General features: G+C 68.6%; 20 protein-coding genes. 12 read left to right on the top strand and 8 right to left on the bottom strand.

Features of this window, described 5'->3' with window-relative positions:
- The first annotated feature begins 23 nt into the window (after nucleotides 1-23).
- From LOZ83_RS17905 to LOZ83_RS17875, 7 genes are all read left to right on the top strand, one after another.
- The gene (locus LOZ83_RS17905) at nucleotides 24-653 is read left to right on the top strand and encodes a cysteine hydrolase (RefSeq protein ID WP_236791915.1); all 630 of its coding nucleotides are present in this window, start codon (nucleotides 24-26) and stop codon (nucleotides 651-653) included.
- Between the two features lie 37 nt (nucleotides 654-690).
- Nucleotides 691-1,635, top strand: a complete 945-nt coding sequence (locus LOZ83_RS17900; RefSeq protein WP_236791914.1) for an LLM class F420-dependent oxidoreductase — start codon at nucleotides 691-693, stop codon at nucleotides 1,633-1,635.
- A gap of 120 nt (nucleotides 1,636-1,755) precedes the next feature.
- Nucleotides 1,756-3,114: an NtaA/DmoA family FMN-dependent monooxygenase gene (locus LOZ83_RS17895; RefSeq protein ID WP_236791913.1), complete on the top strand. Its 1,359-nt coding sequence runs from the start codon at nucleotides 1,756-1,758 to the stop codon at nucleotides 3,112-3,114.
- Between the two features lie 9 nt (nucleotides 3,115-3,123).
- On the top strand, nucleotides 3,124-4,233 hold the full coding sequence (locus LOZ83_RS17890) for an NDMA-dependent alcohol dehydrogenase (RefSeq protein ID WP_236791912.1): 1,110 nt from the start codon (nucleotides 3,124-3,126) through the stop codon (nucleotides 4,231-4,233).
- A 78-nt stretch (nucleotides 4,234-4,311) separates the two neighbouring features.
- Nucleotides 4,312-6,759 (top strand): CoA transferase, encoded by a 2,448-nt coding sequence (locus tag LOZ83_RS17885; protein ID WP_236791911.1) that lies wholly within the window; start codon nucleotides 4,312-4,314, stop codon nucleotides 6,757-6,759.
- Nucleotides 6,760-6,797: 38 nt separating this feature from the next.
- On the top strand, nucleotides 6,798-7,934 hold the full coding sequence (locus tag LOZ83_RS17880; RefSeq protein WP_236791910.1) for an amidohydrolase family protein: 1,137 nt from the start codon (nucleotides 6,798-6,800) through the stop codon (nucleotides 7,932-7,934).
- Between the two features lie 11 nt (nucleotides 7,935-7,945).
- Nucleotides 7,946-8,212, top strand: a complete 267-nt coding sequence (locus tag LOZ83_RS17875; RefSeq protein ID WP_236791909.1) for a hypothetical protein — start codon at nucleotides 7,946-7,948, stop codon at nucleotides 8,210-8,212.
- A 43-nt stretch (nucleotides 8,213-8,255) separates the two neighbouring features.
- On the opposite strand, the gene LOZ83_RS17870 is transcribed toward LOZ83_RS17875, so the two are convergent.
- The 3 genes from LOZ83_RS17870 to LOZ83_RS17860 all read right to left on the bottom strand — a co-directional run bounded on the left by LOZ83_RS17870 (nucleotide 8,256) and on the right by LOZ83_RS17860 (nucleotide 12,756).
- Nucleotides 8,256-10,478: an arylsulfatase gene (locus LOZ83_RS17870; protein ID WP_236791908.1), complete on the bottom strand. Its 2,223-nt coding sequence runs from the start codon at nucleotides 10,476-10,478 to the stop codon at nucleotides 8,256-8,258.
- A 115-nt stretch (nucleotides 10,479-10,593) separates the two neighbouring features.
- Nucleotides 10,594-11,700 carry an LLM class flavin-dependent oxidoreductase gene (locus LOZ83_RS17865; RefSeq protein WP_236791907.1) on the bottom strand — a complete coding sequence of 369 codons (1,107 nt, stop codon included), beginning with the start codon at nucleotides 11,698-11,700 and terminating at the stop codon, nucleotides 10,594-10,596.
- Nucleotides 11,701-11,832: 132 nt separating this feature from the next.
- A complete protein-coding gene (locus LOZ83_RS17860; protein WP_236791906.1) occupies nucleotides 11,833-12,756 on the bottom strand; it encodes a LysR family transcriptional regulator in 924 nt (307 codons plus the stop codon).
- A 315-nt stretch (nucleotides 12,757-13,071) separates the two neighbouring features.
- Here LOZ83_RS17860 and LOZ83_RS17855 point away from each other — a divergent pair, with 315 nt between their 5' ends.
- From LOZ83_RS17855 to LOZ83_RS17845, 3 genes are all read left to right on the top strand, one after another.
- Nucleotides 13,072-14,559 (top strand): MFS transporter, encoded by a 1,488-nt coding sequence (locus tag LOZ83_RS17855; RefSeq protein ID WP_236791905.1) that lies wholly within the window; start codon nucleotides 13,072-13,074, stop codon nucleotides 14,557-14,559.
- 105 nt (nucleotides 14,560-14,664) lie between these two features.
- Nucleotides 14,665-15,531 carry an amidohydrolase gene (locus tag LOZ83_RS17850; RefSeq protein ID WP_236791904.1) on the top strand — a complete coding sequence of 289 codons (867 nt, stop codon included), beginning with the start codon at nucleotides 14,665-14,667 and terminating at the stop codon, nucleotides 15,529-15,531.
- 142 nt (nucleotides 15,532-15,673) lie between these two features.
- On the top strand, nucleotides 15,674-16,576 hold the full coding sequence (locus LOZ83_RS17845; RefSeq protein WP_236791903.1) for a patatin-like phospholipase family protein: 903 nt from the start codon (nucleotides 15,674-15,676) through the stop codon (nucleotides 16,574-16,576).
- 14 nt (nucleotides 16,577-16,590) lie between these two features.
- Here LOZ83_RS17845 and LOZ83_RS17840 read toward each other — a convergent pair whose 3' ends face one another.
- The 5 genes from LOZ83_RS17840 to LOZ83_RS17820 form a co-directional block, all read right to left on the bottom strand.
- On the bottom strand, nucleotides 16,591-17,361 hold the full coding sequence (locus tag LOZ83_RS17840) for an ABC transporter ATP-binding protein (protein ID WP_236791902.1): 771 nt from the start codon (nucleotides 17,359-17,361) through the stop codon (nucleotides 16,591-16,593).
- Nucleotides 17,358-18,416, bottom strand: a complete 1,059-nt coding sequence (locus LOZ83_RS17835) for an iron ABC transporter permease (RefSeq protein WP_236791901.1) — start codon at nucleotides 18,414-18,416, stop codon at nucleotides 17,358-17,360. The genes LOZ83_RS17840 and LOZ83_RS17835 overlap by 4 nt, the downstream gene beginning before the upstream one ends.
- Entirely contained in the window at nucleotides 18,413-19,393 is a 981-nt protein-coding gene (locus LOZ83_RS17830; RefSeq protein ID WP_236791900.1) for an ABC transporter substrate-binding protein, read from the bottom strand. The genes LOZ83_RS17835 and LOZ83_RS17830 overlap by 4 nt, the downstream gene beginning before the upstream one ends.
- A 114-nt stretch (nucleotides 19,394-19,507) precedes the next feature.
- A complete protein-coding gene (locus LOZ83_RS17825) occupies nucleotides 19,508-20,155 on the bottom strand; it encodes a response regulator transcription factor (protein ID WP_236791899.1) in 648 nt (215 codons plus the stop codon).
- On the bottom strand, nucleotides 20,152-21,108 hold the full coding sequence (locus LOZ83_RS17820; protein ID WP_236791898.1) for a sensor histidine kinase: 957 nt from the start codon (nucleotides 21,106-21,108) through the stop codon (nucleotides 20,152-20,154). Before LOZ83_RS17820 ends, LOZ83_RS17825 begins: the two co-directional genes overlap by 4 nt.
- Before the next feature lie 180 nt (nucleotides 21,109-21,288).
- On the opposite strand from LOZ83_RS17820, the gene LOZ83_RS17815 reads away from it, so the two are divergent.
- Nucleotides 21,289-21,789 carry a CBS domain-containing protein gene (locus LOZ83_RS17815; RefSeq protein WP_236791897.1) on the top strand — a complete coding sequence of 167 codons (501 nt, stop codon included), beginning with the start codon at nucleotides 21,289-21,291 and terminating at the stop codon, nucleotides 21,787-21,789.
- A 107-nt stretch (nucleotides 21,790-21,896) separates the two neighbouring features.
- Complete coding sequence (locus LOZ83_RS17810) at nucleotides 21,897-23,183, top strand: SLC13 family permease (protein WP_236791896.1); 1,287 nt, start codon at nucleotides 21,897-21,899, stop codon at nucleotides 23,181-23,183.
- Nucleotides 23,184-23,204 lie beyond the last annotated feature (21 nt).

The following is a 23,204-nucleotide window of genomic DNA, read 5'->3' as shown; positions in this document are numbered from 1 at the left end:
CTCAGGAAGGATGCGACACGACAATGGCGTCAACGAAGGTTCCGTTGCCAGAACTGGTCGAACCGCAGACCACGGCCGTGGTCTGCATCGAGTGCCAGAACGGGGTGATCGGCGCGGACTCGATCCTGCCCGCGCTGGCCGGTGACGCGCACGGCCTCGTCGCGGGCCTCGGCAGGCTGCTGAAAGCGGCCCGCGAGGCGGGCGTGCTGGTCGTGCACGCGACGTTCGAGGGCACCCTGGGCGCCACCGATCACGGGACGGCGCCGCTGTCGCGGGTGACCCGGCCGCATTCGTCGGCGTGGGGGCCGGGACACCGCGCCACCCAGGTCCTGCCGGAGCTGGCCGACCCCGGGGATCTCGTGCTGCCCCGGCATCACGGGTTCAACCCGGCGTGGGGGACGGAGCTGCTGCCGGTGCTGCGCGGGCGGGAGATCCGCACCCTGGTGCTGGCCGGGGTGTCGCTCAACGTGGCGCTGCCGCTGACCGCCGGCGAAGCGATGCACGGTGGCTTCCGGGTGGTCGTGCCACGCGACGCGGTCGCGGGCACGCCCCCCGAGTACGGCGAGCTGATGCTGAAACACACCATCGCGATGCTCGCCAAGGTGGTGTCGGTCGACGACCTGGCCGCCGCCTGGGCGAAGACCGCCGGGTGAGCCCGATCTCTTGTTCTTCTGACTGGAAGGCGTGGACGTGAAGTTCGACGTTCAGCATGCGGTGGCGGACCCGAAATGGACGCCCGCGATCATCTCGCCGGCGGCGATGACCAGGTTCGCGCGCGCCGCCGAGGAGTCCGGGTACGGGGCACTCGGGTTCACCGATCACCCGGCGCCGTCGGGCAAGTGGGTGCGCTCCGGTGGCGAGGGCAGCGTGGACCCGTTCTCGGCGCTCGGGTTCTGTGCGGCGGTCACGTCGGCGATCCGGTTGCTCACCTGGGTTCTCGTGCTGCCCTACCGCAATCCGATGCTCACCGCGCACCAGACCGCGAGCCTGGACGCGCTCAGCGGCGGGCGGCTGACCGTCGGCGTCGGGACCGGCTACCTGCGCGGCGAGTTCCGTGCGCTGGGCATCGATTTCAGCACCCGGCGCGAAGCGTTCGACGAGGCGATCGAGGTCATGCGCGCCGCCTGGTCGGACGGGGATGTCACCTACCAGGGCCAGCGCTTCGAGGCCAAGGAGAACCGGGTGCAACCCAGCCCCGTGCAGCGGCCAGGGCCCCCGCTGCTGATCCACGGCAACAGCCCATTCGGTCTGGAGCGCGCCGCCCGCTACGGGAGCGGGTGGATGGCCGTGCTCGCCACCGGACGGCTCGCCGAGACGATGCGGACCGCGCCGATCGACGGCTTCGACGAACTCGCGCGGCGCATTGAGAAGCTCCGCGAGCTGACCGAGAAGGAGGGCCGTCCCGCGGACGCCGTGGAGGTGTCGGTCAGCGGACGCTGGGGAATGCTGGACGCCCGCCGCGGCTGGGACACGGCGCGGATCCAGGACGATGTGGCCGCGCTGGAGGCCCGTGGCGTGGACCGCGTGGTCATGGTGATCTGTGGTGACGATCCCGGTGCCGCCGAGGACACCGTGCGCCGGTTCGGGGAGGAATTCGCCCTTGCCCCGGGCCGGCCGGGTGCGGGCACGCGTTGATGCGTTCGACGCATAGCAATGGCGTCGAGATGCATTAGACAAAAGGCTGCGCTCCGGTTCTGATGGAGCCATGGAGGGTGGTCTGGGCGCGTGCCGTCCGGGCCAGGAGCAAGGAGGGCGATGGACCACCGTGATGGCCAGTTGAGCCTGGTGTTGTTCTTCAATCCGGTTGGTCGTTTCACGCATAGTTGGCGGCGGCGTGAGAGTGGCGTTGAGGATTTGCTGGGTTTGGAGATGGCGGCGTATTCGGCGCGGCGGGTGGAGGAGGCGAAGTTCGATGCGATCTTTATTTCGGACAAGGCTTCGTTTGATGATGACCCGGTCAATCCGGATTTGTGCCCGTATGAGCCGCTGACGACCCTTGGCGCCCTCAGTGCCGTGACCCGCAACGTGGGTTTGATCGCGACCGTGTCGACGACGTTCACGGAGCCGTATAACACTGCGCGGATGATGGCGCAGCTCGACTTTTTGTCGAAGGGCCGGGTCGGTTGGAATGTGGTGACGTCGTATTCCGGTGCCCAGAATTTCAATGCGACCATGCCGGCGAAGGCGGAGCGCTACGCGCAGGCGCAGGAGTTCCTGGATGTCACCCAGTTGCTGTGGGATGCGTGGGATGACGACGCGGTGGTGATGGACCGCGAGCGCGGTGTGTGGGCCGACGAAAGCAAGATTCACCATCCGCACTTCAAAGGTAAGCATTTCACGGTGAAGGACGCGCTGACGATGCCGCGCTCGCCGCAGGGCCGTCCGGTCATCGTGCAGGCGGGGCAGTCGGAGGACGGCGTCAACTTCGCGGCTCGCAATGCCGAGGTGGTCTTCGCCTCGCAGAGCAATATCGAGGGCGGGGTCGCCTTCTATGCCAAGCTCAAGAGCCGGGTCGCCGAGTTCGGGCGTGCTCCCGAGACGGTGTCGATCCTGCCGGGGCTCATCCCGATTGTCGGTGAGACGCAAGCGGAAGCCGATGAGATCGCTGAGATGCTGGCCGATCTCATCACGGTGGAGGTCGGTCTCGCGGATCTCACTTTCCAGTTGATCGGCGCGGATCTGACGGGTCTGGAGCTTGATGAGCCGATTCCGGTGGAGCGGCTGCCTACCCTGGAGGAGGCGGCGCGCAGCACGATGCTCAACGCGAGCCGGTATCCGAACATGTATCGGATCATCACCGAGGAGAAGCCGACCCTGCGCCACTTGATCCGCACCCGGACCAAGTCGGCGAGCCACCAATTACTGCGGGGCACGGCGAGCAGCATCGCCGACGAGATGCAGAAGTGGTACGACCAGCGGGCCTGTGACGGGTTCACCATCACGCCGCCGTACATGCCGGAGGGATTGGACCGGGTCTGCGATCTGCTGGTGCCCGAGTTGCAGGACCGCGGCATCTTCCGCACCGAATATGAAGGGACGACGCTGCGCGACACGCTGGGCCTCGAACGGCCGGCCGTGGTTCCGTCGCTGTCCGGACAAACCAGCAATGCGTAAGGAGAGGGTATGAAAGCCAGGGCAGCGATCCTGCGGGGCAAGCACCAGAACCACGAGGTGGTCGACCTCGAGGTCGACGAGCCGCAGCCCGGCGAAGTGCTGGTACGGATGGAGTTCGCCGGGATCTGCCACTCCGACAACCACACCAAGTGGGGCTCCGCGCCGATGCCGATCGTCGGTGGGCACGAGGGCGCGGGTGTCGTCGAAAAGCTGGGGGAGGGCGTCAAGCGGGTCGCCGTCGGTGACCACGTCGCGATGTCGTTCATCCCCGCCTGCGGTGTCTGCCGGTGGTGCGCCAGCGGGCGCGGCAACCTGTGCGACCTGGGCGCGAAGATCCTGACCGGCGAACTGGCCAACGGCGGTTACCGGTACCGGCTGGACGGGGTCGGCATCCCCGGCGGGGCGGGCCTCGGCACGTTCTCGAACTACTCGGTGGTCGACGAGCGGTCGCTCGTCAAGGTCGGCAACGACGTTCCCCTCGAATGGGCATCGCTGGTCAGCTGCGGTGTCGCCACCGGGTGGGGCGCCGTCGTCAACGCGGGCAACCTCCACTCCGGCGACACGGTGGCGGTCTACGGCGCGGGCGGGATCGGGTCCAACGCGGTCCGCGCCGCCGTCGCCGGTGGCGCATCGCTGGTCGCGGTGATCGACCCGGCGGAGACGAAGCGGGACTTCGCCAAGGCGTCCGGCGCCGACTACGTCTACGCCACCGCGGAAGAGGCGCACGCGGACCTGTGGGAGCGCACCCGTGGCGTCGGCATCGACATCTGCGTGGTCGCGGCGGGCGTCGTCGACAGCCAGATGGTGAACGAGGCGTTCAAACTGGCCCGCAAGGGCGGCGCGATCGTCCTGGTCGGTCTCGCGAACGACTACGCGGAACACACGATCGACCTGTCCGGGTCGATGCTGACGCTGTTCGAGAAGCGCATCATCGGCACCCTGTACGGCTCGTGCAACCCGCAGGCCGACATCCCGAGGTTGCTGGGCATGGCCCGCCAGGGCAAGCTCGAACTCGACAACCTGGTCACGCGGAAGTACGCGCTCGACGACATCAACCAGGGCTTCGCGGACATGCTGGAAGGACGCAACATCCGGGGCCTCATCGCGCACGAGCACTGAGCCCCCGGAGTCCCACATGCCCGCCCCCGGCTCCCAACCCGACTTTCCCCATCCCGCTGCGACGAAGGAGCTGGAACGATGAGTGGCCCCCTTGACCACCTGCGCGTCGTCGAGATATCCGACGGCCTCACCGGCGCCCAGGCCGGGCAGTTCCTGGCCGATCTCGGCGCCGAGGTCGTCGCCGTCGAACCGCCCGGCGGCAGCGTGCTGCGCGCGCAAGCGGCGTACCCGTTCCTGGCGCGTGGCAAGAAAAGCGTGGTGCTCGATCTGCACGAGCCGGCCGACGCGGAGGTGGCCTGGGGCCTGGCCGGTGAGGCCGACGTGCTCATCACCACCCTGCGCCCGGCCACGCTGGAGCGGTTCGGGCTCGACCACTCGGTGCTGTCCGTGGTCAACCCGCGGCTGGTCTACGGCTCGGTGACCGGCTGGGGCCGGACCGGCCCGATGCGCGACGCCAAGGGGTACGAAGGCATGGTGCTGGCCAAGCTCGGTGCCATGGCGACGACGTTCGCGTCGGCTTCCGCCCGCCCCGGCCCGACCTTCGTGTCGGTCCCGTACGCTTCCTGGAGCGCGACGCAAGCCTTGCTGCAAGGGATCTTCGCCGGCCTCGCCGAGCGGGAGACCAGTGGACTGGGGCAGCTCGTCGAGGTGAGCCTCGCCAAGGCGCTGTCGGGCCAGGACCCCTGGAACCAGGCCAACACGATGATCGCCCAGCGGTTCCCGGACGCGTTCAACGCCCAGCCTCCGATGTCCGAGGACGGCGTGCCGAACTACACGTTCACGTTCCTGCTGCTCGTCGCGATGACCAAGGACGGGCACTGGCTGCAGTTCTCCCAGACCCAGCCGCGCCTGTTCAAGGCGTTCATCCGCGCCCTTGGCCTGGAGTGGATGCACGACGATCCCGAGTGGAAGACGCTGCCCAACTTCGAGGCCCCCGAGCAGCGCATGAAGTTCTGGGACATCATGCTGACCGAGGCCCGCAAGAAGACCCTCGCCGAGTGGGAGGCGGTCTTCGACGAGGACCCGAACGTGTTCGCGGAGACCTTCCGGCACGGTAGCGAGGTGCTGCACCACCCGCAGATGCAAGCCGGTGGCCATGTGGTCTCGATCGAGGACCCGGAACGGGGCGCGGTGCTGCAGCCGGGCGCGCTCGTGGAGCTGTCCGGCACCCCGGCCGACCTGGGACACAGTGCGCCCCGGCTCGACGAGCACGGCGCCGAGCTGCGGGCCAGGGCCGCCGCCGTCCATCGGGAGCCCGTCATCAGCGACGACAAGGCCGGCCGCGGCGAGCTGCCCCTGGCCGGGACGACGATCCTCGAGCTCGGCACGTTCTACGCCGCCCCCTTCGGGGCGACGGTGCTCACCGACCTCGGCGCCCGGGTCATCAAGATCGAGCCGACGGGTGGCGACCCGATGCGGACGCTGCAGGCGTTCCCGGAGTCGGGCGGGCTGAAAGTGCTGCAGGGCAAGGAATCGGTCGCGCTGGACATCTCCGCGCCCGAGGCGAAGGACATCGTCGGGAAGATCGCCGCCACGGCGGATCTCGTGCTGTGCTCGTTCCGGGCCGGGGTCGCCGAGCGGTTGGGCCTCGGCGCGGAGGACCTGCTGTCCCGCCACCCCAACCTGTTCTACGTCGACGCCCCCGGCTATGGGGTCGGCGGCACGCACGGGCACCGCCCGGCGTTCGCGCCGACCATCTCCGCCGGCGCGGGCGCCGCGATGCGCAACGCGGGCGCGCTGGTCCCCAAGGACGAGACGGACGACCTTGCCGTGATACGGGCCCGCTCGATCCAGCTCACCGCCGCGAGCATGAGCTCGGCGGCCAACCCCGACGGGATCGCGGCCCTGGGGGTAGGCACCGCGCTGTCGCTGGGTGCGTACCTGCGCAAGCGGGGCGTGCCCGGTCAGCACGCGCTCACTACGATGCTGAACTCGACCACGCACGCACTGTGTGAGGACGCGATCGAGTACGCGAACCGGCCGGCCGCGCCGACCGTGGACTCGGACGGGTTCGGCTTCGGCCCGCTCTACCGGCTGTACGAAACAGCGCAGGACTGGGTTTTCCTCGCGGCACCGGCAAAGGGTGACTGGGAAGACCTGGTCGGGGTGCCCGCCTTCGCCGCCCTCGGGAAGGACGCCCGCTTCGCCGACGCCGAGGCGCGCGCCGCGCACGCGGACGAGCTGGTCGCCGAACTGAGCGCGGTGTTCGCGACCCGCACGGCCGAGGATTGGGAGCGCGAACTGCTGGCCGCCGACGTCGGTTGTGTGAAGGCCGACACGAGGACCGTCGACCGGAACTATCTCGGCGATTTCGGCGCCCAGCACGGCTATCTGGACACGGTGCACAGCCCGATCTTCGAGGACTACCCCCGGGTGGGCCCGGTGGTCGGTTTCTCGCGTTCGGCGACCACCGCGACCGTGGGCTGCACATTGGGCCAGCACACCGAGGCCGTCCTGCGCGAGTACGGCTACGACGACGCGACCATCGCCGACCTCGCCGACCGCGGCGTCATCGTGACCGGCTGATCCCCGGCACGGCAACCCACTATCACGAAGGAAGGACCATGGCGATCCCCAAGAAGATCTGGGCGAATTCCGGTGACTCGCATTTCGTCGAGCCGGAGGATTTGTTCGAGCAGCGGTTGCCGAAGGCGCTGGCGGACCGGATGCCCAAGAGCCAGAAGTTCGACGGCTACGAGATCATCACGGTCGACGGGCAGGAGTTCAAGCGGAACATGCCCAAGCCCGGCAGTTCGGGCGACACGATGAGCGACATCGTCACGAAGCGCGCGCCGGGGGCGAACGACCCCGTGCTGCGGCTGCGGGACCTCGACGAGGAAGGCATCTGGGCCGAGGTCACGTTCCCCTCGATCGGGATCTGGGCGAGCTCGATCAAGAGCCGCGACCTGATGGCCGCCGGTGTGAAGGCGCTCAACGACTGGGCCAAGGAGTACATCATGGCCGCGTCACAGCGGCTGGTGCCCACGGCTTCGATTTCGCTGCTCGACGTCGAGGACGCGGTGGCCGAGGTGCGTCGGGTCGCGGATCTCGGGTTCCGGGCGGTGTTCTTGCCGACGGCGGTGCCGCCGGGGCAGAAGCCGTATCACTACATCGACTACTGGAATCCATTGTGGACCGCGATCGAGGAAACCAACCAGGTCCTCGCGTTCCACATCGGCACCGAGCCGGTGGACGCCGACAAGGGCTTCGGCCAGGCTTTCCGCGGGCCCGGCGGTGCGGTGCTGAACTACACCCAGACCACCTGGGGTGGTCAGGTCGCCACCATGCAGATGATCACTTCCGGTGCGTTGGAGCGGCATCCGGATTTGAAGATTCTGGTGTCGGAGGGTGGCGCGACCTGGGGCCCGTTCCTGGGTGACCGGATGAACGAGGGCTACCGCCAGCACGGCATGTACGTCCGGCCGCAGTTGTCGAAGCCGCCGAAGCAGTTCCTGTACGAGCAGGTCTACGCCTCGTTCCAGCATGATGAGTCCGCGGTGGGGGCGATGCAGTATCTGGGGTGGAACAACGTGATGTGGGGTAGTGATTACCCGCATCTGGAGGGCACCTACGGGCACACGCAGAAGACGTTGCACGAGCTGTTCGACGACGTGCCCGACGCGGTGCGCCGGAGGATCACCGTCGGGTCGTTCCAGGACCTCTTCCCCGAGGTCGGCGAACCGCCCGCCGACGAGTACTGAGGCCGGTCGCGATGCAGGAGATCGAAGAGGAAGAAGAAGTCCTCGGCACCCCGTCGTTCGAGGTGCTGGTCGTCGACGGTGATCCGATCGTCAGCGGCTCGTACTTCATGGCGCCGCCGCTGTACATGCGGAAGGCGGAGTGGGACCCGGCCGAGCCGGGCAAACTGACCGTCTTCGCCTCGGACGACACGGTCTGGTACGCGACGGAGGTTTCCCGGCAGGGACGCGTCAATGTCGTGCTGACACCGGTCGAACCACACCCCTCGATGACGTTGTGAGCGCACTGCTCCCGGCCACCTCGCGGTGGCCGGGAGCAGGCTCTCATTCGTGCCGGAGTGCCTGGGTGAACGCGCCCGCCGCCGGGGCCTTCGGACGCGACGGCGCCGCCCCGTCGGGAACCTCGAGGACGACGGTGTGCACGCGCCCGGCGAACTCGAACGGCGGCGTGTAGTCCGCACACACCGGGAATCCCTGGTCCCGCGCCACGATCAGGCCGGGGTGGCCCATCTGCCAGAACCACGGGAGATCCTCGGCGATCTGGCCCTCGCCGCTGGGTTTCCCGTCGACGTTCAATGCGACCGTGCCGCCGGATCCCTTCACCGGGCGGTAGTCGACGGCCAGCGTGTGCTCACCGCCGCTGAGCACGGTCTCCGCCGGGAATCGGTACAGGCGGCCGAAGATCTTGACCACGAAGACCGGCCGACCGTCGAGCACGTACCAGGACCAGCCCTGGTTCCAGTCCGCGAACGTGGCCAGGATGCCGCTCGCGGGCTCGTCCGCGGTCACGGTGGCGGTGAGGGTGAACCCGAACCTCAAGGGCGGCAGCACGAACTCCGACACCGGCGAGCCGCCCGGCCGGAACACCCACCGTCGCGGCGGCAGTTGCGGGGCCTGGCGGCGGTTGCGCCGGAAGAGCCAGCCGTCGTCGAGGGGGAGGACGTTGTTGCGGCCGGCTTCGGTCCACCACATGTTGACCAGCCGGGTGACGATCTCGGGGTGCTTATCGGACAGATCGGTGGTCTCCGCGAAGTCCTCGTTGAGGTCGAACAGCGCCCAGTGGTCCGTGTCGTAGGACCCGCTGCCGGGGATCAGCTGGTTCTCCAGCGGTGGTGTGGGGCCCACATGGTTGGTGGTGACCTTCCAGCCGTCGCAGTACATCGCCCGCGATCCGACCATCTCGAAGTACTGCGACGTGCGCGCACTGGGCGCCTCCCGCGCCGCGAAGGACTCCCGGAAGCTGGTGCCGTCGAGGTCCATCTGGGTCACCCCGTTGATCTCCGCCGGGGCGGTGACACCGGCGACGTCGAGAACCGTCGGCATGACGTCGATGACGTGGCAGAACTGGTCGCGCACCGAGCCCGGCTCCGCGATGCCGTTCGGCCAGTGCGCGATCAGCGAGGTCCGGGTCCCGCCCAGCCAGGTGAACTTCTTCCACAACCGGAACGGGGTGTTGCCCGCCCAGGCCCAGCCCCACGCGTAGTGGTTGTAGGACTTGAACCCGCCGAGCTCGTCGATCCGTTCGAGCGTCTCCTGCTCGTCGCGCTCGTGGTTGCCGGCGACCTGGTGGTAGTTGTTCGACCCGAAGAGGCCGCCCTCGGGGCTCGCGCCGTTGTCCGACATGACGAAGACGAGCGTGTCGTCGAGGATGTCGAGCTCGTCCAGGAACCGGGTCAGGCGACCGATCTGCTCGTCGGTGTGGCTCAGGAAGCCGGCGTAGACCTCCATGCTGCGCGCGCACAGCCGCTGCTCGTCGGGCGACATGTCCGCCCACGGCGTGACCCATTCGGGCCGGGGGCTCGGTTCCGCGTCGGCCGGCATGATGCCGAGTTCCTTCTGCCGCTCGGCGAGCTTTTCGCGCCAGGCGTCCCAGCCCTCGTCGAACTGCCCGCGGTACCGGTCGATCCATTCCCGCGGCGCGTGGTGCGGCGCGTGCATGGCGCCCAGCGCGTAATACATGAAAAACGGTTTGTCGGTGCCGGTCTGCTGCTGGTCCTGGATGAGCCGGATCGCTTTGTCGGTCAGGTCCTCGGTCAGGTGGTAACCCTCTTCGGGCCCCTTCGGCGGCGCCACGGGACCGTTGTCGCTGACGAGATCCGGGGCCCAGTGATTGGTCTCGGCCCCGAGGAACCCGTAGAACCGTTCGAATCCCATTCCGAGCGGCCAGCGATCGAACGGTCCGCGGGCGCTGCGTTCCCAGCGGGGGGTGAGATGCCATTTCCCGACCGCCATCGTGTTGTACCCGTTGTTCCGCAGCACCTGCGCGAGGGTTCCGGCGGAGGCGGGGACGTGCGCGGAATAACCCGGGCTGGTCTGCGGGCTCTCGGTGAGCTGTCCCATGCCCACCCGGTGGTGGTTGCGACCGGTCAGCAGCGAGGCCCGGGTCGGCGAACACAGGCCGGTCACGTGAAAGCGGTTGTAGCGCGCACCCCCTTCGGCGAGCGCGTCCAGATTGGGCGTCGAGATATCGGAGCCGAAGCATCCGAACTGGCCGTAGCCCAGATCGTCGAAAAGGATGATGATCACATTGGGTTGAGATCCTGGCACGCGAAACTCCCGGGGTTCGGCTGTGAACGGCCTGGTCCCCAGTATTCAAGGATGCGCCCGGCGAATTGGCTACCCGGCGACGAGTGGAATTGGTCTCACGCCGTCGTGGCCCCGCTCAGGAAACAGGTTCCTTACCGGCCGCCTCCGCGATCGCCACGAACACGTCGAGGTTCTCCATCACCGGCGCCGAACCGAGCTGCGGGCCGTACCGCACGATCAGTCCGGTGAGCCCGCAGTTCAGCCACGGGTCGACCCGCTTGCGAATGCGCTCGACCGGGCCGACCAGCCAGCCGTCGTCGATGTACTCGTCCGGGACGGTGTCCAGAGCCTGCTGCCACAACGGGTCGGGCAGCAGGTTCAGCCCCTGCTGCACTCGCGCCTCGGCGTCGGCGGGGGTCACATTGCCCATGATGTCGGCGAGCTGGTCGGCGAGTTCGGTGTAGCCACGCGCCTCCATGTTCGCGCGCTGCATGCCCGACCACGTGACCACGTACTCCTTGTACGGCCGCATGGCCTCGCGGACGTCGTCGTCGACGATGACATCGACGTGCGACCAGATCTTGAAGGTGTCGAAACCCTTGCCGTTGCCGGCCTTGTCGAAGCCCCGCTGCAGCAGCGGCCGGTAGGTCTCCATCATGCCGGGGGCGAATCCCGGCGGCATCCAGCCGTCGCCGATCTCGGCGGCCAGTTCGACCATTCTCGGGTAGGAAGCGCCGATGCAGATCGGAATGTCCCCCATGGGCTGGAGCCCGATCGGAGCCGCGGGGATCCCCATGTGGCCGGGGCCGCGGTAGGGCGCCGCCCACTGGCTGCCCTGGTGGTCGATGTCCTGGCCGGCGAAGACCTGACGCAGGATGGTCACGTAGTCGCGCATCCGGGGGACCGCGCCGCCCCACTTGCGGCCGTGGAAGCCTTCCGTCGCCTGGGGCGAACCGCTGCCGAGTCCGGCGATCACGCGGTTGCCGCCGCTGACGTGGTTGAGGGTCTGGTAGGCCATCCCGGCGAGCACGGGCGGGCGCCCGGTCACCTCCATGATGCGCGTCCCGAGCTTGAGCCGCTCGGTGCGGGCGGCGATGTAGCTCAGCGGGACGATCCCTTCGTTGCCGTACCCTTCGGCGGTGAAGACGGCGTCGTAGCCGACTTTTTCCGACAGGAGCACGCGTTCCATCGGGATCGTGCAGATCGGGTCTTGCCAGCGAAGTTCCGTACCGAGTTCAATCATTTTACTCATCCTCCACGGCGGTGTGGGGCGGCCGACCGTTCAGACAGTAACGTGAAAACCCGATTCTCGTCGAGAGAGACGGCCCGGCGACCTGCCCCGAGCGGTGCTCGGGTCGCGTGTGGACGGTGGTCTCTAGGCTTCTTCGGTGCGGAGTGCGGCGGCGATGGTGTCGACGACGACCTTCGAGACCTTCGCCGCCACCGGCGGCAAGCCACGCTCGCTGGAGTAGATCAGCGCGTAGGTGACCGGCCTCGGCGTGGTGAGCGTGTCGAGGTTCAGCGCGACGACGCCGAGGTCGATGCGGTACTTGCTGAAGATGGAGCTGGTGACCAGGATGGCGTCGGTGGCGCGGACGAGGTCGGTGAGCAGGTCGTAGTCGTCGATCTCGATCGTGGGGCGCTGGATGCCCAGGCTGACGACGTCGGTCTCGGAAAGGGTGTCCCGGACGAAGGTCGCGGCCACCAGAGGGTATGCCGCGATGGCATCGCGTGTCGGTGTGGTCTCGAGCAGCGGATGCCCGTCCCGGACGATGAGCTGGAGCCGGGAGGTGACGGCGATGGGTTCGACCGTCAGCTCGGACGAGATGACGAAGGTGTCCGAGTCCAGCGGCACCCCGCCGACGTAGAAGTCGATCTCGCCGGACCTGAGCAGATTGCGCAGCGCGCTGTTGGAACCGATCCGGATCCGCACCCGGATGTCCGCGGCGCTTTCGAGCAACCGGGGGAGCGCTCCGGGCAGGAAGGTGAACGCGGAAGCTGGGCCGATGCCGAAGTTGATGGTGGCACCGTGGCCCGCCGCGAGCCCGTGGACGTCTTCCTCCATGGCCTGCGCGTGCCGCAGCAACCGCTCGGCCTGGGAGATGAAGCGGATGCCGTCAGGGGTCAAGCGGGCACCGGATTTGTCCCGTTCGAACAAGATCAGGCCGTACTGGCGTTCGAGTGACTGGATACTCCGGGTCAGGGCCGACTGGGAGATCGGAATCGCGTGTGCGGCGGCACTATAGCTTCCGGCCGCGGCTACCGCTACCGCGTGGCGGAGTTTCGACAGGTCGATCATGGACTGGCGTTCCCGGGAGCTGAAGTTTGATGCGTCCGACGCATGGTAACGGCGCCGAGATGCATTAGACAAAAGAGCGCGCTGCGGTTCTGATGGATTGTGCACATGGGGTTGGTCATATGCCGTCCAACCCGGGAGCCGAGGAGGGCGATGGACCACCACGACTCGGTCGACCCGGCCTCGACGAGCACTGACGACAGTCAGTTCGGTAGGTAACACGTGCCCGCCCACCATGGGAAAACGGTCCACCGAATTCTCATAAGTTGTGAAAATGCCTAACGCTACCACTGACGCTGGCTGAAGGGAGGGCGCTCGATGTCGACGCCCGAAATGGAACGACCACGTAGCGAGGAAATGTCTCCACCGGTGGCCACCGCACCGCAGCGGTCCACCGCGCACTACGTATTCGTCTTGGTCGTCGTTCTGCTCATGGCGGAGACCACGACCTATGGGGCGACCGCGTTCGTCACCGTGCTGCCACACATGATCCCGCCGTTCACCCCGGCGCAGCTGCCCTGGGTCTTCAGCGTCACCCTGCTCGTCGCGGCGTCGATCCAGCCGTTGATGGGGAAGCTGGCGGATGTCTTCGGCCGCAAGCGGATCCTGATGGTGGTCGCGGCGGTGTTCATCATCGGTTCCTTGATCGGAGCGTTGACCACCTCGTTCACCCTGATCATGGTGGCCCGGGTGCTGCAGGCGTCCGCGGTGGCCCTGCCGGGCGTCATCTACTCCTTCTTCCGCGAGTACATGCCGGCCAGGATGGTTCCCATCGCGGTCGGCATGGGCTCGACGGCCACCGGCGTCGCGATCCTCGCCTCGCCCCTGCTGGCGGGAGCGTTGCTGAGCGTCGGCGACTACCACGGGATCTTCTGGTTCTGCGCCGGATACATGCTCGTTTTCGGTGCCCTGGCGGCGATCTTCGTGCCCTCCATCCGGCCTACCGGCGAGCGCTCGAGCCTGCGGCAGATCGATATCAAGGGTTCGGCGTTGCTGACACTCGGCGCCCTGTCGCTGCTGATCGGCATCACCCAGGGCGGTTCGAAGGGCTGGGGTTCGACGGGCGCGGTGCTCCCGCTCGTGATCTCCGTGATCCTGCTGGTGGGATTCTTCGTCACCGAAACCCGCGTGAAGGATCCCATGATCCCGCTGAAGCTGCTGCGCGGACCCGGGCTCAGCCGGGCGATCGTCCTGGCGTTCCTCGGCCAGGTGCCGTTGCTGTGGACCTACATGGTTTCCCAGATGCTGCAGACGAAGAGCACCCCCGGCGCGAGCTACGCGTTCGGCCTCTCCACCGGCAAGGTCGGCGTGGTCATTCTCGGCTGGGGACTGTTGAGCATGGTCTTCGGTCCGCTGAGTGGCTATCTCACCCGCAAGATCTCGCCGCGCAAGGTCATGATCATGTGCCTCGGTGTCAGCACGGCCATCTCCCTGCTGACCGCGTTCTTCCATGATCAGTTGTGGTACTACGTCGTTTTCGCGGTCATCGGCGGCATCGCGGGTGGCAGCTACTACGGCGGGCTGAACAACCTCATCATCGAGGCGGTGCCCGGGCGGATGACCGGTGTGGCGACCGGGTTCGGCGCGTTCTGCTCCGCCTTCACCTCGTCGGCGGTGCCGGTCATTGTGGGCGCCATCCTCGCCTCACACGTGCTGACCCTCAAGGGCCACACGCCGGTCTACACGGACGCGGGCTACACCATTGTGTTCCTGCTGTTCGCCGCGTGCGCGCTGATCGGTCTCGTGGTCGCCATCCGGATGCGCCACGGCCGCGATCTGGCCACCGGTGGAGCCGGCGTGCACTAGCGCGGATTTCTCGCGCACAGTGGATGTGCTGGGCATCGAGTAAGGTGCTCCGGGCCGTGGTGGTCACCGCGGCCCGGAGCACCTTTCTTCGTTCGAAGGACTCGGATGAACGCTCGGATCGACGCCCATCACCACTTCTGGACGATCGGCGATTTCGGGTATCCGTGGATGGCGGGACCCGAAATGGATCCCATCAGGCGTGACTTCGGTCCGGCCGATCTCGCGCCGGCATTGGGTGAACTCGGTGTGGCGGGCACGGTCCTGGTGCAGGCCGTGGCGGACATCCGCGAAACCGAGACGTTCCTGCGCATCGCGGATCGCACCGATTTCATTCGCGGCGTCGTCGGCTGGGTCGACCTGACGAGCCCGGAAGTCGTCTCGGATCTCGACCGGTTGATGGCGGGACCAGGCGGCAGGTGGCTGGTCGGCATCCGCCATCCGGCTCACGACGAGCAGGACGCCGATTGGCACTCTCGACCTGACGTTCGGCGTGGCCTGAGAGCCGTCCAGGAGCGCGGATTGACTTACGACCTGCTGGTGAAGGCGCGCGAGCTGCCGGCGGCCATACGGTTGGCTGCCGACCTGCCCGATTTGCGGTTCGTGCTCGACCACATCGCGAAGCCGGCGATCGCTTCGGGTGCGGATCCTGCCTGGACCAGCCGGATTCCCGGTCTCGCGGAACTGCCCAATGTCGCGGTCAAGCTGTCCGGCATGATCACGGAGGCTGATTGGGGGTCGTGGCGGGTGGACGACCTCAGGCCGTATGTGGAGCGGGTGATCGAGCTGTTCGGTCCGGGGCGCCTGATGTTCGGCTCCGATTGGCCGGTCTGCCTGCTGGCCGGTAGTTACCGCGAGGTGCTCGGCGCTGTGGCTGCCCTCCTCGACTCGATGTCCGCGACCGAAAAGGACGAAATCTACGGGTCGACCGCGACCCGTGTTTATCGGTTGCCGGCCGCGCCGCCGGGGTGTTAGCGTTTCGGCGATCGTGATCTATCGGCTGGAGGTGAGACCCATGAACGCAGTGTCGGCAGTGGGTGCTCTCTCGCAGTTCACGATCGCGCGACTGAGGTAGTCGCCGGGAGCGCCGAAAGGCAAATCGCGAAAGGCGACTCCCATGAACACAACACCTTCTTCAGTTCCGCATGTCACCCCCGCCACGCGCGCGTTGGTCCTCGGTGGTGGCGGCGCGACCGGCAATGCGTGGGAGATCGGCGTCGTCGCCGGTCTGTCCGAGGCCGGGCTGGATGTGACCGCGGCCGATCTGATCATCGGGACGTCGGCCGGATCGACGGTCGCGGCCCAGATCAGCGGCACGAGCCCGGCCGAACTGTTTGCCGCCATCCTGGCCGCCTCGCCCCAGCCGGCTGGGTCCGGCCGTGGACGTGGCCCGAATGTGGCGGGCCTGCTGGAGAAGACCGGCCGGATCATTGCCGCCGCTGAGGATCCGGCTGATATGCGCCGCCGGCTGGGTGCGGCGGCACTCGAATTGGATGCGACGCCGGGCAGCTCCGGGCCGACGCGGCGCGCTGTCGTCGCCGCTCGGCTGCCCAGCCAAGACTGGCCACAACGGCCGATCCTCATCGTGGCCGTCGATGCCCACACCGGTGAGCCGGTCGTGTTCGACCGCGACAGCGGAGTGGACCTGGTGGACGCCGTGGCCGCGAGCACTTCCGGGCCCGGCGCCGCTCCCCACCGGATCGGGGACAACCGATACATCGACGGCGGCTACCGGCGCAACGAGAATGCCGATCTGGCGGCGGGATTCGGGCGGGTGCTGGTCCTGTCCCCCTTCGGCGGCAGATCACGGGTGCCGCTGGCGTGGGGCAGCCAACTCGCGGCACAGGTCGACGAACTACGTGCCGGCGGCAGCAAGGTCGAGACCATTTTCCCCGACAGCGACTCGGAGCACATGTTCGGCGCCAACGCGGTGGATCTGTCGCTGCGCCCACCCGCCGCCCGAGTCGGCTACCACCAGGGGCGCGCTCTTGCCGGGCAGCTCGCCGATTTCTGGCGCTGACGCCGGGTTCCGAGTCAGTCGGCGAGTTCGCGCAGCAGTACCCGCGGCCTTCCGTCGACGGGGTCCGGGATGACACTGCCGTCCACGTCGAACACGTCACGGAACACCTCCGGGACCAGCACCTCTCCCGGCGCGCCGGCCGCGGCGATCGTGCCCGCTTTGAGGGCGACGATCGTCGTGGCGTGCCGGGCGGCGAGGTCCAGGGTGTGCAGCGCGGCGACCACCGTGATCCCGAGTGAGGCCACCAGCGCCAGCGCGGAGATCTGGTGCGCCGGGTCGAGGTGGTTGGTCGGTTCGTCCAGCACCAGCACCTCCGGCTGCTGGGCGAGGGCACGGGCCAGCAGCACGCGCTGGCGTTCCCCGCCGGACAATGTGGACAGTGGACGGTCCGCGAACCCCGTGGCGCCAGTACGTTTCAGCGCGTCCGCGACGATCGCCTCGTCGCCGGCGGTGAGCCGGTCGAACGCGTCGAGGTGCGGGTAGCGGCCGAGCCGCACCGCTTCGCGTGCGGTGAAGTCGTAGCCACCGGCCTGGTCCTGGCCGAGCACCCCGACGCGGCGGGCGACGTCGCGGTGCCGCGCACTCCAGACGTCGTCGTCCCCGAGCAGCACCGCCCCCGCGCGCGGGCGCAGGGCCCGGTAGACGGTCTTGAGCAAAGTGGACTTGCCGCTGCCGTTGGGCCCGACGACCGCGACGAACTCACCGGGCGCGATCGTCAACGTGACATCGTGGACGGCGGGCACGTCGGTGTAGCCGGCGGAAACGCCGTCGAAGACGAGTTTCACGACAGGCCCACCGTTCCCGCCGCGCTGCGGCGCAGCACCACCAGGAACAGCGGCACCCCGATGGCCGCGGTGAGGATGCCGATCGGCAGCTCGGTCGGGGCCAGCACCAGCCGGGCGGCGGTGTCGGCCCAGACGATCACGAGCGCGCCGAGCAGCGCCGTGACCGGCAGCGCGCGGCGGTGGTCGGCGCCGACGAGCAACCGGGTCAGGTTGGGCACGATCAGGCCGAGGAACCCGATGCTGCCCGACACCGCGACCACGGTCCCCGTCAGCAGCGCGACGATCACCAGCAGCACGGCGCGGGCCCGGGCGGCGTCGAGCCCGAGCGACGCGGCGCCGTCGTCGCCTAGCACCAGCAGGTTCAGCCGCCCCGCGCCCGCCGCCGACGCGATCACCAGGACCAGGACGACCACCGAACAGGTCAGGGCCAGCGACCACTGGGCGCCGGCCAGGCTGCCGAGGATCCAGAACAAGATCTGCTGCTGCGCGTCGACGTCGTGCGTGCGCAGCAGCAGGAACGAGATCACCCCGGCGAGCAGCTGCCCGACCGCGATTCCGGTCATCACCATCCGCCCGGCCTGGATCCGCCCGCCGGCCCGCGAAAACCCGAACACCACCAGCGCGGTGGCGACCGCGCCGCCGAACGCGGCCAGCGGCAGCGTGAGCAGGCCGGCGACGCCGGCGCCGAGTGTGGTCAGCACGAGCACGGCGCCGGCGCCGGCGCCCGAAGTGAGCCCGAGGATGAAGGGCTCACCGAGGGGGTTGCGGACCATCGCCTGGGTCAGCAGTCCGGCCACGGCCAGTCCCGCGCCGACGAACACGCCCTGCAGGACCCGTGGCACGCGCAGGTTCCACACGATGAAGTCGGCCGGTCCGGGCGTGCCACGCCCGGCGAGGTGGGCGCCGACGATCGACGTCACCTCACCGGGCGAGATGGCCACCGGCCCGAGGCCGACAGCGACCAGCGCGGACACCGTCAGCGTGGCGGCGAGCACGACGAGGATCACGGCGATCGGGATCCCGCCGAGCAGACCGCTTCCCCGTCGCACTGTCACTTGTGGAGCGCTTCGGCGATCTTCGCGACCGCGTCGCCGTTGAGCACGCTGGGGGAGAGCAGGATGCTTTGCGGCACAACGACAAGGCGGTTCTCCCGCACCGCCGTCGTCGCGGCCAGCACCGGACTGCTGCGGATCGCGGTGAGCAGGGCGTCGTCGCTGCCGGGGGCGAAGCCGGAGATCACCACGATCGCCTGCGGGTCGCGCCGGACGACCTCTTCGGCGCTCAGGCTCGCGAACTCCTGCGGCGCGTCCTCGGCGATGTTCGTGCCACCGGCCAGCGTGATCACCCCGTTGGCCAGCCCGGTCCCGCCCTGAGCCCGCACCGGCTGCCCGGCCGCGGGTGGCGTGGACAGCGCCAGCACCCGCACCGGCGTTCCCGCCGTGCGCTTGGCCCCCTCGACCGACGCGGTGATCCAGGAAACCAGCTCGGCCCCGCGCTGTTCGACGCCGAAGACCTTGGCCACCTGCTGCACGAAGGTGGTCGTCTCGGTCAGATCCTTGACCGCCGCGCCCATGCTCGTGTCACAGGCGACCAGCGACTTCGCGCCGGCCCTGGCGAGCTGCTCGACGCTCGGGGTGCCGTCGAACCCGCCGAAGCTGTAACTGGAGATGCCGACGACCAGGTCGGGCTTGGCGGCGATCACGGCTTCCGCGTTGCCCTGGCCGGGGTCGATCACCTTGATCTTCGCCAGTTTCGCGGCTTCGTCGCCGGTGAAGGCCTTGAAGAAGTCCGGCGCGGCGGTGCCGACGATCTTGTCGCCGACGCCCAGGCGCTCGAGGATCGCCGCGGCGGCGCCGTCCATCGTGACCACCCGCTGCGGCGGCGAGGACAGCCGCGGCGGTTCCGGGCAGGGGTGCCCGCCCGTTTCCGTGGAGCTGGACGCCGCGGCGGGCGTGGCCGGGTCGGCGCTGCCGCACGCCGTCAGTCCGAAAAGGACAGTGACGATCGCCGCCGTCCAGCGCAGTGCTCCCACAGGTTTTCTCCCTCGCCGTCCTCGACGTCTCAGAAGCAGTGGTCGCATGAGGGACTGGCCTGGTTCCCGCGCGTCCGCCGAAGTGCCCGGTGAGTCACCTCACAACGCGGTAATTCACGGTTCGATCAGCCCGGCGCGGATCGCGTAGCGGGTCAGTTCCAGGCGGTCCTTGAGGCCGAGTTTCTGCAGCAGGTTGGCCCGGTGACGCTCGACGGTTTTCGCGCTGATGAACAGGATGTCGGCGATTTCCTTGGAGGAGTGCCCTTCGGCGACGAGCTTGAGGATCTCCTCCTCGCGTGGGGTGATGGCGCGCTCGGGGATCCCGTCGCCGTTGCGGGCGCGGTCGAGGTAGTCGCGGATGAGCGACGTGATCGCGCCCGGATAAAGGAATGGCTCGCCGCGCATCGCCGCCCGGCAGGCTTCGACCAGGTCCCGGTCGGCGACGGACTTGAGCACATACCCGGACGCGCCGGCTTTGAGCGCTTCGAAGAAGTACTGCTCGTTGTCGTACATCGTGAGCATGAGGATCCGCAGGCCGGGCTGGATGCGCGACAGTTCACGCGCCGCCTGGAGGCCGGTCAGGCGCGGCATCGCGATGTCGAGGATGGCCAGGTCCGGTTCCTCGGCCCGTGCCGCGGCGATGGCTTCGGCGCCGTCCCCGGCTTCGGCGACCACGGTCAGGTCCGGCTCGTTGTCGAGGATGAGCCGCACGCCCCGCCGCACCAGGGCGTGGTCGTCGGCGAGCAGGATGCGCACGGTCATCGCTCCTCCTCGGCCACCGGTACCACCAGCCGTATCTCGGTGCCCGCTCCCGGCGCGGGGCCGATGGTGAGCCGCGCGCCGATCAGCAGGGCGCGTTCCCGCATCCCGGTGATCCCGGCTCCTTCGGTCGCGTCGCCGATTCCGCGCCCGTCGTCGCGCAGGCGCAGTTCGACCTGCCCGGCGCTCGCCCGAAGGATCAGCTCGGCGTGCCGGGCGCCCGCGTGGCGGACGATGTTGGTGAACCCTTCCTGTGCGACGCGATACAGGACCAGTTCGGCGTCCTCCCCGAGATGCCCGATGTGCGGGTCGATCCGGACCGTCGCGGTGACGTCGGTGTGGTCGGTGCTCTCGCCCGCGAGCGCCTTGAGGGAACTGGCCAGGCCGAGTTCCTCCAGCACACCGGGACGCAGCCGGCGGGCGATCCGGCGGACCTCGTCGAGGGCACCGCGGGTCGTTTCCTGCGCCGGCCGGAGTTCTTCGCCCGCCGCGGCCGGGAGGCGGCTGTCCGCGATCCGCTTCAGCTCCAGCAGCACCGCGGTGAGCGACTGGCCCACCTCGTCGTGCAGTTCCCGCGCGATCCGGCTGCGTTCGGCCTCCTGCACCGAGAGCGCCCGCGCGGCGCTGAAACCGCGTTCGGCCTCCAGGCGGTCGAGCATGGTGTTGAAGGTGCGGATCAACTCGGCGACCTCCCCGTTGCCCTGAGGCGCCAGCCGCGGTGCGGGCCGCAGCAGATCGATCGTGGTCATCGTGCGGGTGAGTCGCTGCAGCGGCGCCAGGCCGATCCGCAGCAGGACCGCGTTGGCGACGAGCACCACGATCAGGCCGGTGACGAGGACGAGCACCTCGGTGAACAGGGCCGGGGTGGACACCGTCACCGGGCCCAGCAGCAGCAAGGCCGTGGCGGCGCTGAGCACGGTCGCGTTGAGCAGGAAGATCCGCCGGAACAGGGACACAGACGCGAGCGTGACCCGAAAACGCGCGGCTGTCCATCCGGGCCGGCACCCATCTTCACCCGTCTACATGGCCGGCCCCGGCCGGAATGGGTGCCCGGCCCGATGGTCGTGACCTGCGCGTTCGCCGAAACTCGGGGGAGTAGGAGACGAAGGCCCGCCGAGAACGGAGGCATCGGGGACATGTCAGCACCGTGGCCGGCCCTGCACACCGAACGGGATGCCATGCGAGCACGCGACATCGCCATGCACGTTCCGACGGTCACCGTCGACGACCCGGTGGCCCAGGCGGTCCGGGTGATGGCGGTGAGCCGGCTGCCCGGGCTGATCGTCGTCGACGAGTGGTCGCGCCTGTGGGCGGTGCTGCCCGGCACCCAGGTCCTGCGGCTGGCGGTGTCCGGGTCCTATCAGGACGATCCGGCGCTGGTCCGCGCGGTCGACGAGGACCACGCCGACCGGTTCTGGCTGGAACTGGCCGACCGGACCGTCGGCGACTGCGCTCCCCGCCGTCCCGCGAAACCGGCGACCGTCCGCGACGACGCGACGCTGTTCGAGGTGGCCGCGCTGATGGCCCGCCAGCACAGCCCGCTCGTCGCGGTCGTCGACGACGCGGGCGTGCTCACCGGTGCCATCACGCTCGACCGGCTGATCACCAGCCTGGCGGTGTTCGGCCCCGAGGACTGACGCGCCAGCCATCCGCCGAAGCCGCCTGCCCCGGAGGTCCCCATGCTGTGTCGCCTCGCCCGCCCCGATGAAGCCGTAACGGCCGCCGGACCACCAGGGCTGGCGCCGTGACGGCCGTCCTCGCACTCGCCGTCTTCGTCGTCGCGTTCTTCTTCATCGCCACGGAGAAGGCCGACAAGGTCAAAGTGGTGCTGATCGCCGCCGGTGTCATGGCGGTACTGGGCCTCATCCCCGGCACCGACGTGTTCTACTCCGAGCACACCGGCATCGACTGGAACGTCATCTTCCTGCTGCTGGGCATGATGATCATCGTCGGGATCGTCAAGCAGACCGGCGTGTTCGACTACCTCGCCATCTGGGCGGCCAAGAAAGCCCGGGGCAGGCCGTACCCGCTGATGGTCATGTTCATGACGATCACCGCCATCGCCTCGCCGTTCCTCGACAACGTCACCACGATCATGCTGGTCGCGCCGGTCACGGTGGTCGTGTGCAACCGGTTGCGCATCCCCGCCCAGCCCTACCTGATCGCCGAGGTGCTCGCGTCGAACATCGGTGGTGCCGCCACCCTGATCGGCGACCCGCCCAACATCATCATCGGCAGCCGCGCGGGACTCGGGTTCACCGACTTCCTGGTGCACATGGCGCCGATCGTCGCCGTCATCTTCGGTGCCTTCGTGCTGTTCACCAAGGTGCTGTTCCGCAAGGCGTTCCGGTATCACCCCGAGCACGTGGCCGCGGTGATGGCGCTGCAGGAACGGCGCGCGATCACCGACCCGGTCATGCTGCGCCGCTGCCTGATCGTGTTCGGCGCGATCGTGCTGTGTTTCGCGCTGCACTCCGTCCTCCACCTCGCCCCGTCGATCGTGGCCCTCGTCGGCGCCGGGGTCATGCTGCTGGTGACCCGGGCGGACCTGGGTGACGTGCTCGCCGAGGTCGAGTGGCCCACGCTCGTGTTCTTCATGGGCCTGTTCGTGATGGTCGCCGGACTCGGTTACACGGGCGTCATCGAAACCGCCGGCAACCAGACGGCGCGCCTGTTCGGGGACAACCACTTCGCGGCCGCGACCGCGCTGCTGTTCGGCTCGAGCGCGCTCGGCGCGTTCTTCGACAACATTCCTTACGTGGCCACGATGACCCCGGTCGTCGAAGGGATGGTCGCCGACGTCGCCGACCCCGCGACCGGCGAGGCCCTGTGGTGGGCCTTCGCGCTGGGTGCCGATTTCGGCGGCAACGGCACCGCGGTCGCCGCCAGCGCCAACGTCGTCGCGATCGGGATCGCCGCCCGCGCGGGTCACCCGATCAGCTTCTGGCAGTTCACCCGCTACGGCATCGTCGTCACGATCCTCAGCACCGCCATCGCCTGGGGGTACGTGTGGCTGCGCTACTTCGCATGATCGTGGCCGCCCGCGGGGGAT

Origin of the sequence: Amycolatopsis sp. GM8 (genome assembly GCF_021653975.1) — a bacterium.
Lineage (GTDB): Bacteria > Actinomycetota > Actinomycetes > Mycobacteriales > Pseudonocardiaceae > Amycolatopsis_E.
This window is presented reverse-complemented; position numbering and strand designations above follow the sequence as displayed.